Here is an 18,034-nt window from a genome sequence, read left to right as displayed (position 1 = left end):
GAATGTGTGAGTCGAGCTCGTGGTTGCTTAAAACCTCTTTATTAATGCTTATTTTTTTGTTTTATAATTTATCAATTATGGGTAGGAAAGCAGATAAATACTATCAACCTGTTGTGCAGCCCACAGAAAATAGCCCTGTTTATAATTCAATACTCACTCTTAATCACTTTCAGTAATAAAAAAGTTTCATTTATTCTTTTCTCTTCTTGTAGAAAGTCGTTAGCCTTATGCCCATCGAATTAAGGCTAAAGAATTATGTCACAACAATCGAACAATCCATCGGCTACTGGTGCCGTATTAAATGAACAACAGTTCAATGCAATTACCCAAGCAATTTCTGGGTTAAACCGTGATCAACTGACTTGGATCAGTGGCTATGCTGCGGGTATGGCGGCGGCACAAGGCGGCGCCGTTGCGCCAACCGCTGCCGGTGCAGTAGCACCAGCGCAGACTGATGCCCCTACACTTACTATTTTATTCGGTTCGCAAACCGGTAATGCGAAAGGTGTGGCTCAACAGTGTCAGGCTAAAGCGGAAGAAGCGGGCTTTAACTCAAAGTTAGTTAGCATGGCAGATTACAAGCCTCGTTCGCTTAAAGCTGAAACCCATGTTGCGCTTTTTGTTAGCACCCATGGTGAAGGCGATGCGCCAGATGATGCAATCGAGCTGCATGAATTTGTTAGCGGCAAGAAAGCACCTAAATTAAGCAACACCAAGTACGCGGTGTTAGGGTTAGGTGATAGTAGCTACGAATTCTTCTGCCAAACGGGCAAAGACTTCGATGAACGCTTAGGCAAACTTGGTGGTACCGAGTTAGTTGCGCGTGCCGATTGCGATGTTGATTATGAAGCGCAAGCTGAAACGTGGTTGAATGACTTAATCGCTTCTCTTAAGGATGACTTTACTGCTTCAGCGCCTGTTGCCCAAGCACTGCAAACCGGCTCAGCCGTGCAAGGCGCACCTGAACAAGCGTATACCAAAAAAGCACCTTTTACGGCAACCTTGCTTGATGCTCAGAAAATTACAGGCCGTGATTCAGTAAAAGACATTCGCCATATTGAAATTAGCCTTGAAGATTCTGGTATTACTTACAAAGCGGGTGATGCATTAGGCGTGTGGTTTAAAAATGCGCCAAGTCTTGTTAATGCATTTATAGATACACTTTCTCTTGATGGCGATGCAGAAGTGAAGGTTGCTGACGCAACGTTGACGTTGCGTGAAGCATTAACCAGCAAGCTTGAGCTAACGCTTAGTTACCCTAACTTCATTAAAGCCTATCAAGCAGCTACTGGCTCTGAAAGCTTAGCCGCGATGATGGAAGATAAAGCGAAATTGCGCACCTACATGGCAGAGCGTCAATTGATTGATATTGTGCGCGACCATCCGGGCAGCTTAACGGCGCAACAACTGGTTGAAGCGTTTCGACCCCTAACACCGCGTTTATACTCTATTGCGTCTAGTCAAACCGAAGTTGAAGACGAAGTTCACCTAACGGTAGCTCACGTAGACTATGAAGCCTTTGGTCATCGCCACCAAGGCGGGGCATCTGGTTTTTTATGTGAATATTTAGAAGAAAACGGTGAAGTAGACGTGTTTGTTGAAAACAACGATCACTTCCGTTTACCTGAAGATGGAAATACACCGGTTATCATGGTTGGCCCAGGTACGGGTATTGCCCCTTTTAGAGCCTTTATGCAAGAGCGTGATGCACAAGAGGCTGAAGGTAAGAACTGGTTGTTCTTCGGTAACCCGCATTTCACGCAAGACTTCTTGTATCAAGTGGAATGGCAAGGTTACGTGAAAGACGGCCTACTAGATAAAATTACTTTGGCTTTCTCTCGCGACCAAGAAGAGAAAGTTTATGTGCAACACCGTTTGCTTGAGCATGGTAAAGAAGTGTACGAATGGCTTCAGCAAGGTGCACATTTTTATGTGTGTGGCGATGCAACCTACATGGCAAAAGATGTGGAAAATGCACTTATCAGTATTGTGCAACAGTACGGCGAAAAATCAGAAGCCGATGCTAAAGCGTACTTAGTTGAATTACGCAAAGCGAAACGTTACCAGAAGGATGTCTATTAATGAGCAATGAAAAATCACCATTTATCGTTGAGGGCAAACTGGCTGACAACGAGCGTTTAAAACGTGAAAGTAACAACTTACGCGGCACTATCGAAACCGATTTAAAAGACGATTTAACCGGTGGGTTCACGGCGGATAACTTCCAACTTATTCGCTTCCACGGTATGTATCAGCAAGACGACCGCGATATTCGCGCCGAGCGTGCTAAGCAAAAACTAGAGCCATTGCACAACGTAATGCTACGTGCCCGTTTACCGGGTGGCGTTATTACCCCTGACCAATGGTTAGCTATCGACAAATTCGCTGCCGATCACACTATGTACGGCAGCATTCGTCTTACTACTCGTCAAACGTTCCAGTTTCACGGTGTATTAAAGCCGAAAATCAAGTCGATGCACCAAATGCTGAATAAAGCAGGAATCGACTCTATTGCCACCGCTGGTGACGTAAACCGAAACGTACTTTGTACCTCTAATCCGGTTGAGTCTGCCTTACACGTTGAAGCATATTCGTGGGCTAAGAAGATAAGCGAGCATTTACTTCCAAAAACCCGTGCTTATGCTGAAATTTGGTTAGACGGTGAAAGAGTGGAAACTACTGAAAAGCCAGTCGAGCCAATCTTAGGTGACAATTACTTACCCCGTAAGTTTAAAACCACCGTGGTTATTCCACCACAAAACGATGTAGATGTTCACGCGAACGATCTTAACTTTGTGGCTATTGCCGAAAACGGCAAGCTGATTGGTTTTAACGTACTCGTGGGCGGCGGCCTTGCCATGACGCATGGCGATAAGAGCACTTTCCCACGTAAAGCCAGTGACTTTGGTTTTATTGGTTTGGATGACACATTAGCCGTTGCTGCAGCAGTGGTAACTACTCAGCGTGATTGGGGTAACCGTGTTAACCGTAAAAACGCTAAAACCAAATACACGTTAGAACGAGTTGGCGTAGATAACTTTAAAGCCGAAGTAGAGAAGCGTGCCGGCGTGACCTTTGGCGACACTCGTCCATATGAATTCACAACCCGTGGCGATAGCTTCGGTTGGGTTGAAGGTATTGACGGTAAATACCACTTAACGTTATTTATTGAAAACGGCCGAATTTTAGATTATCCGGGCAAAACCTTGAAAACAGGGTGTGCTAAAATTGCAAAAATTCATACTGGCGACTTCCGCTTAACCGCGAATCAAAACCTGATTGTTGCAGGTGTACCGGCAGAAGATAAAGAAAAGATTGAAGCCTTGGCTCGTGAGCATGGCCTTATTGCGCCAGAAATTTCAAACCAGCGCCTTGATTCAATGGCTTGTGTTGCACTGCCTACCTGCCCATTAGCAATGGCAGAAGCAGAACGCTATTTGCCTGATGCGGTAACGGAACTGGAAGGCTTGCTAGCGAAGCATGGTTTAGCTGACGACAGTATTATTTTCCGTGTAACGGGATGCCCTAATGGGTGTGGTCGTGCCATGTTGGCCGAAGTCGGTTTAGTGGGTAAAGGCCCTGGTAAATATAATTTCCACTTAGGTGGCGATCGTGAAGGAACGCGTATTCCTAAAATGTATCGTGAAAACATCAGTGAAGAAGAAATTATGGCGGAACTTGATTCATTAATTGGCAAGTGGGCGAAAGAGCGTAACGGTAACGAATCGTTTGGTGATTATGTTATTCGCGCTGAAATTGTCGCACCCGTTGTCGATTCAGCTAGAGACTTTTATGAGTAATTCGACGCGACTTAATAGCAGTCCGTTAACACTTGATATCAGCAAGGAATCCCTTGCCGATATCAATGTTGAACTGGAAGAAATGAGTGCTCAAGACCGTGTTGCGTGGGCGCTTGAAAACTTACCTGACAGTCACATTGTGTCATCAAGCTTTGGTGCGCAATCTGCGGTTATGCTGCACATGCTTACCCAAGCTAAGCCAGATATTCCCGTAGTTTTAACGGATACTGGTTATTTGTTTCCTGAAACCTACAAGTTTATTGATGAGCTTAAAAGCGCATTGAATTTGAACTTGCACGTGTATAGCGCAGATATTTCATCTGCGTGGCAGGAAGCTCGCTTTGGTCGATTGTGGGAGCAAGGTGTTGAAGGTATTGAGCAGTACAACCGAATGAACAAGGTTGAACCTATGCAACGTGCCCTAAAAGACCTTAATGCTGGAACATGGTTTGCGGGTCTACGCCGCAGCCAGTCTGATACCCGCGGCAAGTTACCAGTGCTTCAAAAGGTGGGTAATCAGTTTAAGCTTTACCCTATAATTGATTGGAGCAACAAAGACCTGCACTATTATCTAAAAGAGCATGGTTTGTCATACCATCCTTTATGGGATGAAGGTTATGTATCTATTGGCGATTGGCATACCACACAATCTTTGCAGGAAGGCATGAGTGAACAAGATACTCGCTTCTTCGGGCTTAAGCGTGAGTGTGGGTTACACGAGTTCGGTGACGGTATCTAACATGTCACCTCGCTCGCTTAGCTTACTGAAAAAGCGGGCTGAAAAAGGCGGGGCTTAAATAGCGGGTTAATGGATGTTGAAGACTTCGCTTAATACGCCCTTAAGTGCCGATAGGTAAGCTGGGTTTTGTTTTCTTGGTACGAGCTTATAAAGCTCGCTTCCTACCGCGGTAAATTTAAAATACACTAGGGCCACACCTGGCTGCTTACTTTCCAAAGTGAACTGCTCGGCACCACAGCGCCATTTTGTTTGTTGGCCCTCTGCATATTCACCGCTTTCTATCTCACTGGCATAAAGTAGTTTCATATCTTGGAGCGCCAGTAAATCAGGATAGGAAAGGCCGACAGAGGCTAAATTTAACTGTTCTGGAACCGCACGTTTGAAAAATGAAAGTATGCCTTTTTTTCTATGAAAACCGACTAATATACGAGGGATGGTATCGTGTTGCCTTCTACTGGCTATACTGACGGCCTTCGCAAAGACTTTTGCGTCTCTGTGAGTAAGCAATTTCAACATCTGTAAGCTGCGAAGAGAAAAGCTGCCGGGTTTACTTACCTCAACGGCAAAAATCTTGCCCCAAAGTTCCTGCATTCCTGGGCTGTGGATCTCTTCTGCCATGTTGCTAAAGGCAAAAAACCAATCTGGATCAAGCCCATCATTTTCTGATTCGGTTATAGTTACATTTAGTGCTATATTTAAGACAGCCTGGAGGTTTGCGGCTTTTTGTAGTTCAATTATCTGCTTTCTTCGTTCTAACGTGTTTCGTTGGCTTTTTGGATCTTTCGCCATTGATGGAGAAATACCGACACGAGAGAACCAAGAGAGTATCTTTTGCCGTACAAAGTGCGTCGGTGTATCTTGCTGCACGTTTTGAGTGGCACTTTGGTTTGAATTTTCGTTACGGCTAGCCGGCGATGGTTCAGTAGGGCGCTTGGTCTTAGGAAGTGAGCTGGTATAAGGATCAGGGGTTATCTTCATTTTAATATGTAGATTGCCATTAAAAGCATAAACAATAGATTACCACTATTGCATTGCAGTATCGATTTAGCAATTCTGATAAACAGCATACAGACAAAAAAGTATGTATGAATCAGTGACGAGGGTTTAAGCAGTTATGTCGGCAACGGATTACGATAATGATGAACTTATCTTCTTAGATGATGATGGAAGTTCTGATATCGACACTACAATCTATAAGGAATGGAATATTCTCATCGTTGATGACGACGAGGAGATTCATACCGTTACGCGACTCGCGCTCTCCGACCTTATTGTCAATGACAGAAAACTTAATTTCCTTCATGCTTATTCGGCTAAAGAAGCCAAAACCCTGTTGCATGATTACGGCAAAACCATTGCTATCATTCTACTGGATGTTGTAATGGAAACTGACGACGCCGGTTTCGATGTTGTGCGTTATATTCGCGAATCTATGGGGCTAACCGAGCCACGTATTGTCTTAAGAACAGGGCAACCTGGTTATGCACCTGAAGAAGAGGTCATTAAGCTCTACGACATTAACGATTACAAAACAAAGACTGAGCTTACCCGCGCCAAGCTGATGACCACGGTTATCTCTTCTCTGCGCTCGTATCAGCAAATTATGACAATCAATCAAAACCGCGTTGGCTTAGAGAAAATCATTACCTCGTCGGCCAATTTGTTTGAAGAGCATTCGGTAAAAGGGTTTTGCGAAGGGGTTGTCACCCAGATTAGTTCGTTGATTGGATTGGATGCTGAAGGGCTAGTTTGCGCAAGGGCTGGTTCGGTTCTCGATAAAGACGACAACGGTGTGTATATCTTAGGAGCCGCTGGCGAATATGCTTCTTTTATTAATGAGTCTATCGATAACATTAATAACAGCGAAATTGCCGAGCAAGTAGTTCGTTGTCTTCGCCTCAAACGCCATATTTTCGAATCTGATTCATCTGTGCTGTATATTAACCGCTCCGGGTTTGAAGCGGCCGTTTACGTGAATATGGTAAGTGAAATTACTAGCCTAGATAAAAGCTTGTTAGAAGTGTTTTTATCCAGTATTTCGGTAGGCTATGAAAACGTAAACTTGTTTCACCAACTAAGAAACGCTGCCTTTAGGGATTGGCTTACGAGACTTCCCAACCGTAATGAATTTATCAATATGCTCGATAAGCCGCATATTTTTGCATGCGAAAACTGCTCAGTTGCGCTTATTGATGTAAATCATTTTTCAGACATCAACGATGGTTTAGGTCAAGAAGCTGGAAATGAGCTATTGCGTGCTATCAGTGATAGGTTTCAAGCGTGCTTCAATGACTCAGTAAAAATTGGGCGCATTGGTGCGGATGTGTTCGGGCTTATTGGCCCTTCGAATGTGGTTAACCCCGACAACATCAACTCATTGTTTCAATCGTCGTTTAAGGTGAGCGACCATACCTTGCCTGTCAGCGTGACGATGGGGCTATGTCAACTTGACGACAAACGAAATATTGGCTTAGAAATTTTAAAACGCATTAATATTGCGTTAAACCGCGCGAAAAAAAATATCAGCGATAACTTCGAGTATTTTGCTAAAGATATTGAAGACAAAACTACGTGGCGCCTTGAAATGATCCGCCGCTTACGCAGCGACTTCATGGCACGTAAGCTAGAGTTATGGTTCCAACCGCAAGTAGACTTAGGTAGCGAGAAAGTGGTAGGCATGGAAGGTTTGCTACGTTGGCCTGATGGGAAAAACGGCTATATTTCCCCCGCTGTGTTTGTGCCTCTGGCTGAGTATTCAGGTCTTATTGTTGATATTGGTGAGTGGGTACTCGAAGAAGCCTGCCACCGATTGAAAGATTTAAAAGAGGCTAATTTCGGCGACTTAAGGGTGGCGGTAAATATATCAATGCCTCAATTTAGAGATAGGTCGTTTGTTAATAAAGTGCTTGGCACTATTAGCACATCTAAATGCGATCCAAGTTTACTCGAGTTAGAAATAACAGAAAGTGTGGTAATGGATGAACCGCAAATTGTGATAGATGCCCTTAGAACGTTAAAAGAGCATGGTGTTGCCATAGCAATAGATGACTTCGGTACGGGATTTTCGTCTATGAGTTACTTGCAGCAACTTCCATTAGATCGCTTAAAAGTAGATCGCTCGTTTATTCGAGATATTGAACCCGGTAAGAGCGCAGTGCTTGCTGAGACCATTGTGACCTTAGGAAACAAATTAGGACTACTCACTATTGCTGAAGGGATTGAAACCAAGGAGCAAGCTGAGTATATGATTAAACTGGGTTGTAACGAAGCGCAAGGTTTCTTTTACGCTAAGCCCATGCCATTTAATGAATTGATGGATTACCTTGTATCCCAAAAAAACGCGAGCTAACGGTTCACTCAAGTAGTGGCGTTAAGCGTGCTACCACATGGGGTAAATATTCAGTTTCAAACCAAGGATGCTGTGCGAGCCAGCGGTTATTTCTACCAGAAGGGTGGGGCAGCACGGCAAACTTGTTATCACTGTTGTTTTTTATAGCGTTTGTTAGTGTGCGGTGCTTGGGCAAGTAATACTGCTGGGCATATCTACCTACAAGAAGAATTAGTTCTGGTTGAATGGCGTCTAACATCTTATCGTGCCAGGTGGGAGCACATTCTTTTCTAGGCGGCGCATCGGCCCCATTTTTGTAGCCCGGAAAGCAAAACCCCATAGGCATAATCGCTAATTTGTTTTCATCATAAAACGTTGTAATATCGATGTGTAACCACTGCCTTAGCCTTTCACCACTTTTATCACTGAAGGCTTTTGTCTTTTGATGTGCGATTAGGCCGGGCGCTTGACCAATTAGCACAACCTTCGCCTGTGGCCCAATTGAGAAAATTGGGTTTACGCCATAGGGGAGGTGTTCAATACACATTGAACACTGTTTTGCCTCTTTGACTAAATCCTCAAAATTAATTGCTGAATTGCTCATAATATTTCACTTTGTAATATTGCTGTCACATTTCCGTGATCCGATTTGACATTAAAACGTATATACATTATTATTAGATCATCGCAGTAATGAACTGCTGAACAGGAGAAAAACCATGCGTAAAGTAGTACTAGGATTAACCTTAATGTCCGTCTTTGGTATTGCGCATGCGGGCTCTGGCGAAAACCAGCTTTTCGATTGTATGGACGCAAAATCGTTCGAATTGAATAATGAATGTATAGCTGAGAACATCAACAACAACATTCATTTCCGTGATGCACAAACTGATTTGGTAAATGTTGCCAGCGAAAGTCTTGGAGACTACGCAACTGCAACAATGACATTCGACCAAGAAAAGATGCAGATCGATATCGTAGCACATAGAGATGCGCTTTCAGCGCTAAATACTCTGGCTGCCTACCGAGATTAATCGCACTAAAAAAACCGGCACTCAGTGCCGGTTTTTTTGTGTCCAAATTTCCCTAAAATATTCTATTGAGCCCGTTAATTGCTGCTACGCGATAAGCTTCGGCCATGGTGGGGTAATTAAATGTTGTATTCACAAAGTAGTCGATGGTATTCCCATCACCTTTTTGCTGCATAATAGCTTGCCCAATGTGCACAATTTCAGATGCACGCTCTCCAAAACAATGAATACCCAAGACCTTCTTAGTCTCTCTATGGAATAGAATTTTCAAGCTACCAACTTGTGTTGACGCAATCTGAGCGCGAGCCAAATGTTTAAATTGAGCTCTACCCACTTCGTAAGGGACTTTTGCGGCAGTAAGCTCTTGCTCGGTTTTACCAACCGAACTAATCTCAGGAATAGTATAAATGCCAGTGGGAATATCGGCCACGAGTGCGGTGTGTGTCGTTGCCCCTAACATTGCTTCAGCGGCAAATCGCCCCTGATTGTATGCGGCAGACGCCAAACTTGGGTATCCGATAACGTCTCCTACAGCGAAGATGTTGTCCACTTGGGTTTGGTATTTCTCATTCACACTGAGTTGCCCGCGATTATCTGCTTTGAGACCAATGGCCTCTAAACCCAACATGTCAGTGTTACCTGTACGGCCGTTGGCAAACAATAAGCAATCAGCTTTCATTCGTTTACCTGACTCTAGGTTCAATACTACACTGTCTTCTTTACCCTCCACCGACTTATAGGTTTCGTTATGCCTAATAAGCACGCCGTTATTCCACAGGTGGTAACTTAGCGCATCTGAAATTTCGGTATCAAGGAAAGACAGTAACCTATCGCGCATATTCACGAGGTCGACTTTTACGCCCATTCCTCGAAAGATACTGGCGTATTCAGACCCTATAACACCTGCACCGTAAATTATGATGGATTTAGGATCGTGATCGAGAGATAAAATAGTATCGGAATTGTAAATTCTAGGATGATCAAAATCGATATCTTTAGGCGTGTAAGGGCGTGAGCCGGTGGCGATAGCAATTTGTGCTGCTGTTAAAATATCTTTCGACCCATCATCACGGACAATTTGTAAGGTATTGGCATCTAGGAAGCTGGCTTCACCATGATACAAGTTGACACGGTTTCTATCATAAAAGGATGATCTAAGACGGGTCTGACTTTTTACGACACCACTGGCATGATGCATAATTTCTGCAAAAGTGAGGCTTCGGCTTAAATGGTTATCAGCAAAAAGGGGAGAGCTATTGTATTCAATTAAGCGGCTAACTGAGTGCCTTAACGCTTTAGATGGAATAGTACCCCAATGCGTACATCCGCCTCCCACCGCTTCGTACCTTTCTACTACGGCGACTTTCTTGCCAGCTTTAGCCAACTGCATGGCTACACCTTCGCCCCCAGGTCCTGTGCCAATAACAATGGCATCGTATTGGTAAGAAGGGGTTACTGGTTTGTCTTTTTGCTTTGTCGCCATAACTACATCCTATTTTTGAGTGGCCGCGCTTGTCGTAAAATAATTTCTACTAATATTCTACGTTACTGGGTTTGTAACACTAACTCTAGTGCTAATCGCCAAATAAACAAAACCCACATGTGCAAGGCGCATGTGGGTTCTTAAAATACACTAGGGTGTAGCCAATAATTCTATGCGGCTTGCAGCGAAAGGCTCTGTAATTGAAGCCACTTTTCTTTCTGTAGGGCTAACGCATGCTTAAGCTCTTTGTACTTGTAGGTAAGCTCTAAGCCTTCTATGGTGCGCTTGAGTGATGTTTGTTTTACCTTCATCAAGCGTTTTTTCGCCGCATAGTAGTCAGACATACGTTGCATAAGTAACTCATACTCTTGCTCGATAGTGTGCATTAACTCTTCTGCATTTGGTAGTACAGAGACTTGTTCGCTAGCGCGTTGCAGTTGCATGGCAGCTCTCGCTTTTTCAATACGCTCTTCAGGTACACGACGTAGGTTATGCGTTAGACCCACGTAAGACAGTCCGCGAATTAACCATTTTGTAGGATCGAATTGATACCAACGAATACCGTTGCGATAGTCATATTCAAAAATATGATGGTAATTGTGATAACCCTCGCCGAAGGTAAAAAACGCAAGCACGCCGTTGTCTCTGGCCGTGTTTGAATCAGTGTACGGCTGGTTTCCCCAGAAATGTGCTAAGGAATTGATAAAGAAGGTTACATGATGCACAAGTACCAAGCGCAATACGCCAGCCACTAAAATCATGCCTAGAATGTCGCCATTCAACCAACCCAAAAAGCCAGTAACGCCGAAGTTAGCAGCAAGAACGATAGGTAAATAGTAATTGTGTTGCCACATAACAACTTTATCTTTCTGCAAGTCTTTGCAGTTTCTATAGTCGTCATATCGTTTTTCCTGATACTCGCGGAGCATCCAACCAATGTGTGCAAACCATAAACCGCGTTTTGCAGAATAAGGGTCTTTTTCGTTGTCATCTACATGACGGTGGTGAATTCTGTGATCTGAACTCCAGTGCAAAATACTATTTTGCAGCGCCATTGCGCCACCTATGGCAAGTACTACGCGCACGACAATATTCGCATCATAGGTTTTATGTGACCACAGACGATGGTAACCAGCAGTAATTGACATACCAGTGAAATAAAATAAGAAAATCGCAGTGCCTATTTCCGCCCAATCAATTCCATGATTGATAACCCAAACAGGTACGCCAATAAAGGCGATGGCGCCGGTAATAATGAACACTAAGACATTCGTCAGGATAAGAGGTGGTTTTTTCATTTTCTACAACTCAGCTTACAACTGTGCGCTAATTTATCGTTTTATTGCTCATCAGGCAAGCAGAATGGACAGAAGTTCTGCTTACGTGTGTAAACTTTAATTATAGTAAGCTTCAAGAAATTGCCTACTACACTTTATGCTAAGGAAGTCTTATCGGTGTTTATAAACGAAATTATTGAATTACTTACATCGGTAGGCGCTTCAAGTTGGGGGAGTGGCCAATGTTATGCACTACCCATCACTGTTGCACCTTTATGCGGTTAAGGTTTTGCCGAATGGCATCTTCCATTACGAATAACCTATCTTGTCCCCATACCTGAATATCTTTATATCTGAAAACGGGCACACCCCAACTGCCTTTTTGGTAAATATCCGATTGGTTTGCAGTGACCTCTTCTTTCCAGTCAGTGTTGGCTAAGTGTCGCTTTGCCTCTTGCCAAGATAGCCCTGCGCCTTCCACTATTTTTTTCATTCCGCTGTCTTTATCTGCTCTAACACCGTGTGCATTTACCGACTTCGCAAACGAGAGTAAATAATCCAGATATTTATTATTCGCCCGAGCATAGGCTAGTAACGCATAGCATCGCTCTACACCTTCACCTAACGGATCGGCAAGAAACCCATATTCAATCCCCAGTTTCTGTGCCTCGCGTTTTGTGTCTAGAAAAATATAAATGGCTTTTTTAGGGGGAACATACAACCCACGCATCATCATCGGCAATACAGGTTTTACTTCAAGGGGAATACCGTAGTGAATGGTTAGTTTTACGGCCTGTAACAACGCAATATAAGAATAAGGGCTACGGGCAGACCAAAACAGGGTTAAAGGTTCGGCGCACTTTTTCGTATCTATCGAAAAATTGAGAGGCTGTAGTAGTGAAGTGTAGGTTTTATCAAATTCGATTTGAGTGTTGGGTTGTATGCCATAGCCTTCATCAATAAGTCGACGTTCTAAGTGATCAAGCCTATCCACACCCCAATACCATTCACCTTCGTAAAAAGTCGTGGCGGGCAGATAGTGACCTTTCGAGGAAAGCTGATGTAGGTGTGCTTCAAAGCGTTTTTCTAATGCCGCCTCATCAATGCTAGACGAGGCATCAATATGATTACCTTTCCAATAGGCAAGTAGCAATTCAGCAATGGCTGTCCATGAAGCGCCTTCATCTATTTTTTGCTGAACGGCACAGGACGCAGTAAAAACTGAGCGTGCTTGGTGGGTAATCTCAGTAGCAGAGCACGGAAAATGAAGATGGTAGACGTGGGCTAAATGCATCGCATCATTAATTGAATGCTTATTCCACATAGTTAATTCAGGAAACATCACTGGATCTGAATTGATAATGACGCGAGCTGTAATGGCTACGCGATACTTTTTTTCTAGTGTCGGTAATGCTTGAACAAGTAGGAATGAGTAGGGGTCATCTACTTTTATGAAAATTTCTAATTTAGGTACACCACGCCTAAAAAGGCGTGCACTAGAATAATAGCGGCGTTTAATACTTAGTAGCGTGTTACTCGAAATGAATCGTAGCACGTAGGGCTGAATACTTTTTTTCATTATTGGATCAGTTATTTTCGTTCATGTAGGCCGATAGTCCTATAACCCCATAGTCCAGCATTCCCACAGGAAATAATGAGATAAATTAATTCTGGCTAGGCACTCTAATAAAGTCCCAGTAATGCCTTACAGGAGAATAACGGCTACATGGTTAACAACTTGTTAAGAGTTGAATGTACAGTAACAACAGTTACTATAAAACGCTATGGAGATAATACTAAGTAAGTGCTAATACTGTTTATGCCTAGAGCCGAATTAATTTAAGCTTCTCCCCATAGGCACTCATGGGATAGACTAGTGAAGACTAACAAACTGGTACTATTGTGACTCGTCAGGAACAAAAGCTTAAAACCCGCCAAAATATCATTCATGCGGCATTCCTATTACTGGATGAAAATCGCAGTTTGTCTGCTATTAGTTTACGTGAAGTAGCGCGAGAGGCTGGCATTGCGCCAACGTCCTTCTATCGACACTTCAAAGATATGGATGAATTAGGGTTAACGCTGGTAGATGAAGCTGGGTTAGCCCTTCGCCAATTAATGCGCCAGGCTCGCCGTAGAATAGCTTCAGGTGGCGGCGTAATTCACACGTCAGTTGAAACCTTCATGGAGTTCATTTCAGCAAACAAAAATGTGTTTCGATTATTGTTGCGGGAACATACGGGTACGTCAGCGGCATACCGAATGGCGGTTTTTCGCGAAATTCAGCATTTTATTGAAGAGCTAACCGATTACATCATCGAGCAACAAGGCGTGGAGTACAATATTGCGCAGCTGCAAGCTGATGCGATGGTTAGGTTGGTATTTAGTGCAGGGGCAGAAGCGCTAGAGGCTGATACTAAGTTAAAGGTGGAAATTGGTGAAAGGGTTAAAGCCCAATTACGTTTCGTGCAATTGGGCGCAATGTCGAAGCTTTCATCAGAGACATCACCTGACCCAACTTAAGCGTTAGAATTTGAGCTTGCTGCGAAGCCCTCAAGCCATTTATATATGCCGTGAGCCGTCCTAAATAGCGTTGACACTTTTCAAAGCAGGTTTCAAAAGCATCGATAAAACCAATCAAATAAGGCCAAGCGTTACTTTCTGGTGAGTAACACACCCGCTTCAATATGATGGGTAAACGGAAACTGATCGAATAGCGCGGCATTTGCGACTTCATGAGTATCACAAAGCAGGCTTAAGTTTTCAGCTAAAGTTTCAGGATTACAAGAAATATAGATTATATTATCGTACCCTTGAATCATTTTTAATGAATCTACGTCTAACCCTGCACGGGGTGGGTCAACCAATACAGTGGTAAAATTGTATTCAGCTAAGTTGACACCTTCTAAGCGAGAGAAGGTTCTTTCCCCGTTCATTGCTTCGGTAAACTCTTCTGCCGACAATCTCACAATTTTCACGTTATCTAAGTGGTTTGCCGCAATATTGTATTGCGCTGCTTGTACCGAGGGCTTTGCTATTTCGGTTCCTATCACATTGTCAAAATGAACCGCCAATGGCATCGAGAAGTTCCCTGCACCACAATACATTTCTAGTAAATCACCGGTTAGGGGAGCAGAGCATTCAAGTGACCATTCAATCATGCTGCAATTTACTTCTGCATTAGGCTGGGTAAAGCTATTTTCAATATGTTTAAATTCAAACTCACGGCCATTAATAGGTAAGCGCTCTATAATAAAGTCGTTACCCACAATGCGCTTTTGCTTTCTAGCACGTCCAATAATACTTACCGCGGTAAATTGCGTAGATAAAAAGGTGCGAAGCAGTTCAGCTTGTGCTTCCCAAGCATCATCAAGTGGCTTGTGATACAGCAAGCTAATAACGAGTTCGCCGGATAGCCCAGTTAGATAATCAATTTGAAAAAGTTTTTTGCGCAGCAGCTCGTTTGGTTTTAGATAGTCTATTAATTGCAGCATTGCATTATTAATAGTTTCACTTGCTGGTGGAAACGTATCTACGCGATATTTCTCTTTAGAACTTTGATCGAACATGATGTGATAAAGATCGTCACCGTCGTGCCATACGCGAAATTCAGCTCGCATGCGGTAATTTTCAGGTTTAGACGGATGCACCGACAGGGTAGGGGCGTTAAACGGAGCTAGGAGAGTACCTAACCGATCCACTTTCTCATCGAGTTGAGCTTGATAGTCTTTTGCAGTGGTGGTTGTCATGTGGTTCTCCGAACATCATTTAAATAAGGCTGCGAATTGTAGTGCCTTATATTATATGTGCAACGGATAAAACTCACAGAACCAAAAATTTCGTATTAAAATTAAACAATACGTGATTGGTGCCGATAACTTGATTGAGGATAGTGAGGATCAAATTATGAACGTGAGTCAAATTAAGGCTTTCATGGGCGACCAGAAAGTGGATGAAAAGGCATCGGTTCACCCGAATGAAGCTATAAAGAAGCAGCTTCAACAGGAGGGTTTACAACAAGCAGCCGAGTTTACCAAACAGCATTCAGCAACGGTCACCGTGAATAGCACGCAAACCAGTATCGGCTTAAAGGTCTTCAGTGGTAGTTTAAGTCAAAATGTGGTTATTGATGGCAAGCGCCCGAATGAAAGCAAGCAGTCTGAAGACGGCGAAGAAAATAAAAGCTTATTCGATTTCGAGAAAGTCGCACGTAATGTACTTGGGTTCGTGACCGGTGTCATTCAAGGTGCTGCTGACGGTGGCGCTGATGACGATACCCTAAAAGGGTTATTTGGTCAGGCCCGTGAAGGCGTAAGTCGTGGCTTCGCTATGGCTGAAAAGGATCTCGAAGGCTTTATGAATGATGAGATTGAAGAAGGTGTTACTCGTAGCCGTGAAATGATAGATGGCGGCATCGACGATTTAGAACAGAATATCTTCAACCCTAATCCAGTGAGTGTGAGCGAGCTTAACGCGGTATCTGCATCTGATGCTAAATCAGGTAGTTTGCTTATTCGAACCAAAGATGGGGATGAAGTAAACCTTAGCTTTGAAAGTATCAGACAATTTAGTGCTGCTAGCCAGACGTCATTGTATATACCCGCAAATGACGACACCCAAGAGTCTAGTTCGAATACGGGTTCAGTTGTGGTGCAACAGTCCTCTCAATATGAATACTTTGAACGAAGTGGCATCAGCTTTTCGTTAAAGGGTGAAATCGATGAAGATGAAATGACAGCTATTGCAGACCTTGTGGGTGAAGCACAGGACTTAGCTGATACATTCTATAGCGGCGATATGGATAAGGCCTTCGAACAAGCGTTGAATTTAGGTTTCGATGATAAAGAGTTAGTTGGGTATGCATTGCAGTTAAACCGCACTACACAAACCGAAATGGTAAAGGCTTATGAGAACGTTAAGCATTATAGTGAAGAAGGTGAAGCTGAAAACCAATATGGCAATGTAGTTAGCCCAATCGCACAGTATCTAGAAAAGATGATGTCTACATTCGAAAATGCTGAGAATACTTTAAGCTCTGGAGATGACTATAATACCTTACTTGCGGGTATTATCAGTGAAATGAAAGATGTACAAATACCAGATTTAGTATCAGCTATAAATCGCTTCCATACGTTTAATCAAAACTTATTGAACGCAATGCCACAGCAAGCGGCTACGGAATAAAGAAAAAAACCTGGGCTTAAAACCCAGGTTTTTTATTTATGCTTGTTCTACTTTATCTTTAGCTGGCCTAACTTTTAATGTTCGCTCTTGGAACACTGAGTCGTTAGTCTTCGCTATTACTGGGTCAAGATCGCTAGTTAACACTTCAATAAAGCCATAACCTTTTCGCTTGCCAGTTTTTCTATCCTTCATGAGTCGGACAGATTGCACTTCGACAAAACTACCAAAATACTCTTTAACCGCAGATTCGTTTGCACGATACGGTAGATTACCGACATAGAGTGTTTCAGTGGTTGTGCTGCTAGTGGAGGGCGCAGCATTTTCAGAGGGTGAATTGTTAAGGAGTGAAGCTAGCCACGGAGTTAATATACCGCTTACTAATAAAGACGCTGAAACCGTTAACGGCACGTGCGCCTCTATACTAGCTGATGAAAACAACAGATATCCTGCGATTGCAAAGATAGCACTAATAACAGTGCATTGAATAAAGCCTACTTTCATATACCTACCTTTCTAGTGTTTATTATCATAATGAAGGCTGGTCATAGTTTACTCATTTGTAACAATTAGAACAATAAAATGTGAAAGAACTATCCTAAAGACCAATGGAATACACCCAAATGATGTAAAAATGAGCGTTTAAAGGTGAAAATGGTTTTAAATACAAATAACTGTCAAATAACGGTTGATCTTTTACGCCACCTATCTATAATGCGCTCCACGTTTTGAGGGGCTTCAGGCACTCGCAAGACATAGCGCTAAACCCTGATTTAAGACTGGTTAAATAGTTTGAAAACAGGGTTGACATCGGAACTTAACGATGTAGAATGCGCGCCTCGCTTCAAGGAGTTGGTAACAACGACGAAAAAGCAGTTTTTAGAGGCTCTTCGGAGTAAATGACGATTCGAAAAGAAATTTACGAAAAACGTTGACACTAAAAACAAACGGCGTAAAATGCGCATCCGCTTCGAAGAGAAGCGCTCACGGAAAGCGAGAGCTTATAGTGAGGTCGGTAAAATACTTATCGGCACAGCAAGAGAAACGACACTGCAATATGTAATGTGCGTCCTCCTTGCGCAGAAGTCCCGACCGAAAGCGTCGCGATTCTGCACCACGTTCTTTAACAATTTATAACAAGACAATCTGTGTGGGCACTCATTAAGAGTGTCACACAACGACGATTCATATTCGA

General features: G+C 43.2%; 14 protein-coding genes. 7 read left to right on the top strand and 7 right to left on the bottom strand.

The features are described from left to right. The first annotated feature begins 255 nt into the window (after positions 1-255). Genes JKP82_RS14960 through JKP82_RS14950 form a run of 3 tightly spaced genes read left to right on the top strand, consistent with a single transcriptional unit; the run spans position 256 to position 4,539 of the window. Complete coding sequence (locus tag JKP82_RS14960; RefSeq protein ID WP_159533244.1) at positions 256-2,082, top strand: assimilatory sulfite reductase (NADPH) flavoprotein subunit; 1,827 nt, start codon at positions 256-258, stop codon at positions 2,080-2,082. Continuing rightward, positions 2,082-3,800 carry an assimilatory sulfite reductase (NADPH) hemoprotein subunit gene (cysI, locus tag JKP82_RS14955; protein ID WP_218397657.1) on the top strand — a complete coding sequence of 573 codons (1,719 nt, stop codon included), beginning with the start codon at positions 2,082-2,084 and terminating at the stop codon, positions 3,798-3,800. The genes JKP82_RS14960 and cysI overlap by 1 nt, the downstream gene beginning before the upstream one ends. Further along, entirely contained in the window at positions 3,793-4,539 is a 747-nt protein-coding gene (locus tag JKP82_RS14950; protein ID WP_159533240.1) for a phosphoadenylyl-sulfate reductase, read from the top strand. Before cysI ends, JKP82_RS14950 begins: the two co-directional genes overlap by 8 nt. A gap of 66 nt (positions 4,540-4,605) precedes the next feature. On the opposite strand, the gene JKP82_RS14945 is transcribed toward JKP82_RS14950, so the two are convergent. After that, positions 4,606-5,517: a TIGR03899 family protein gene (locus tag JKP82_RS14945; RefSeq protein ID WP_159533239.1), complete on the bottom strand. Its 912-nt coding sequence runs from the start codon at positions 5,515-5,517 to the stop codon at positions 4,606-4,608. A 136-nt stretch (positions 5,518-5,653) separates the two neighbouring features. On the opposite strand from JKP82_RS14945, the gene JKP82_RS14940 reads away from it, so the two are divergent. Next, positions 5,654-7,888 carry a bifunctional diguanylate cyclase/phosphodiesterase gene (locus JKP82_RS14940; protein WP_159533237.1) on the top strand — a complete coding sequence of 745 codons (2,235 nt, stop codon included), beginning with the start codon at positions 5,654-5,656 and terminating at the stop codon, positions 7,886-7,888. A 4-nt stretch (positions 7,889-7,892) separates the two neighbouring features. Here the strand turns inward: JKP82_RS14940 and JKP82_RS14935 are convergent, their stop codons facing one another. Beyond that, on the bottom strand, positions 7,893-8,471 hold the full coding sequence (locus tag JKP82_RS14935) for a uracil-DNA glycosylase family protein (RefSeq protein ID WP_218397656.1): 579 nt from the start codon (positions 8,469-8,471) through the stop codon (positions 7,893-7,895). A 115-nt stretch (positions 8,472-8,586) separates the two neighbouring features. Here JKP82_RS14935 and JKP82_RS14930 point away from each other — a divergent pair, with 115 nt between their 5' ends. Further along, a complete protein-coding gene (locus tag JKP82_RS14930) occupies positions 8,587-8,901 on the top strand; it encodes a pyridine nucleotide transhydrogenase (protein WP_159533233.1) in 315 nt (104 codons plus the stop codon). Positions 8,902-8,953: 52 nt separating this feature from the next. On the opposite strand, the gene sthA is transcribed toward JKP82_RS14930, so the two are convergent. From sthA to JKP82_RS14915, 3 genes are all read right to left on the bottom strand, one after another. Then, positions 8,954-10,381: a Si-specific NAD(P)(+) transhydrogenase gene (sthA, locus tag JKP82_RS14925; protein WP_159533231.1), complete on the bottom strand. Its 1,428-nt coding sequence runs from the start codon at positions 10,379-10,381 to the stop codon at positions 8,954-8,956. Positions 10,382-10,551: 170 nt separating this feature from the next. After that, complete coding sequence (locus JKP82_RS14920; RefSeq protein WP_159533229.1) at positions 10,552-11,679, bottom strand: acyl-CoA desaturase; 1,128 nt, start codon at positions 11,677-11,679, stop codon at positions 10,552-10,554. A gap of 238 nt (positions 11,680-11,917) precedes the next feature. Further along, the gene (locus JKP82_RS14915; RefSeq protein ID WP_159533227.1) at positions 11,918-13,237 is read right to left on the bottom strand and encodes a DsbA family protein; all 1,320 of its coding nucleotides are present in this window, start codon (positions 13,235-13,237) and stop codon (positions 11,918-11,920) included. 323 nt (positions 13,238-13,560) lie between these two features. Here JKP82_RS14915 and fabR point away from each other — a divergent pair, with 323 nt between their 5' ends. Continuing rightward, positions 13,561-14,181 (top strand): HTH-type transcriptional repressor FabR, encoded by a 621-nt coding sequence (gene fabR / locus JKP82_RS14910; RefSeq protein WP_159533225.1) that lies wholly within the window; start codon positions 13,561-13,563, stop codon positions 14,179-14,181. 131 nt (positions 14,182-14,312) lie between these two features. Here fabR and trmA read toward each other — a convergent pair whose 3' ends face one another. Continuing rightward, entirely contained in the window at positions 14,313-15,407 is a 1,095-nt protein-coding gene (trmA, locus tag JKP82_RS14905; RefSeq protein WP_218397654.1) for a tRNA (uridine(54)-C5)-methyltransferase TrmA, read from the bottom strand. A 157-nt stretch (positions 15,408-15,564) separates the two neighbouring features. Here trmA and JKP82_RS14900 point away from each other — a divergent pair, with 157 nt between their 5' ends. Continuing rightward, positions 15,565-16,842: a DUF5610 domain-containing protein gene (locus JKP82_RS14900; protein ID WP_218397652.1), complete on the top strand. Its 1,278-nt coding sequence runs from the start codon at positions 15,565-15,567 to the stop codon at positions 16,840-16,842. Positions 16,843-16,878: 36 nt separating this feature from the next. Here the strand turns inward: JKP82_RS14900 and JKP82_RS14895 are convergent, their stop codons facing one another. Continuing rightward, positions 16,879-17,343: an RNA recognition motif domain-containing protein gene (locus JKP82_RS14895; protein ID WP_159533220.1), complete on the bottom strand. Its 465-nt coding sequence runs from the start codon at positions 17,341-17,343 to the stop codon at positions 16,879-16,881. Positions 17,344-18,034 lie beyond the last annotated feature (691 nt).

The organism is Alteromonas lipotrueae (assembly GCF_019249215.1).
In the GTDB taxonomy this organism is placed as follows: Bacteria; Pseudomonadota; Gammaproteobacteria; order Enterobacterales; family Alteromonadaceae; genus Alteromonas; species Alteromonas lipotrueae.
This window is presented reverse-complemented; position numbering and strand designations above follow the sequence as displayed.

Excerpts from the sequence above, each read along its gene's own strand:
- JKP82_RS14920 (WP_159533229.1), bottom strand. The coding sequence starts at position 11,679 with ATGAAAAAACCACCTCTTATCCTGACGAATGTCTTAGTGTTCATTATT.
- JKP82_RS14930 (WP_159533233.1), top strand. The coding sequence starts at position 8,587 with ATGCGTAAAGTAGTACTAGGATTAACCTTAATGTCCGTCTTTGGTATT.
- JKP82_RS14960 (WP_159533244.1), top strand. The coding sequence starts at position 256 with ATGTCACAACAATCGAACAATCCATCGGCTACTGGTGCCGTATTAAAT.
- sthA (WP_159533231.1), bottom strand. The coding sequence starts at position 10,381 with ATGGCGACAAAGCAAAAAGACAAACCAGTAACCCCTTCTTACCAATAC.
- JKP82_RS14915 (WP_159533227.1), bottom strand. The coding sequence starts at position 13,237 with ATGAAAAAAAGTATTCAGCCCTACGTGCTACGATTCATTTCGAGTAAC.
- trmA (WP_218397654.1), bottom strand. The coding sequence starts at position 15,407 with ATGACAACCACCACTGCAAAAGACTATCAAGCTCAACTCGATGAGAAA.
- JKP82_RS14935 (WP_218397656.1), bottom strand. The coding sequence starts at position 8,471 with ATGAGCAATTCAGCAATTAATTTTGAGGATTTAGTCAAAGAGGCAAAA.
- cysI (WP_218397657.1), top strand. The coding sequence starts at position 2,082 with ATGAGCAATGAAAAATCACCATTTATCGTTGAGGGCAAACTGGCTGAC.
- JKP82_RS14945 (WP_159533239.1), bottom strand. The coding sequence starts at position 5,517 with ATGAAGATAACCCCTGATCCTTATACCAGCTCACTTCCTAAGACCAAG.
- JKP82_RS14900 (WP_218397652.1), top strand. The coding sequence starts at position 15,565 with ATGAACGTGAGTCAAATTAAGGCTTTCATGGGCGACCAGAAAGTGGAT.
- JKP82_RS14940 (WP_159533237.1), top strand. The coding sequence starts at position 5,654 with ATGTCGGCAACGGATTACGATAATGATGAACTTATCTTCTTAGATGAT.
- JKP82_RS14950 (WP_159533240.1), top strand. The coding sequence starts at position 3,793 with ATGAGTAATTCGACGCGACTTAATAGCAGTCCGTTAACACTTGATATC.
- JKP82_RS14895 (WP_159533220.1), bottom strand. The coding sequence starts at position 17,343 with ATGAAAGTAGGCTTTATTCAATGCACTGTTATTAGTGCTATCTTTGCA.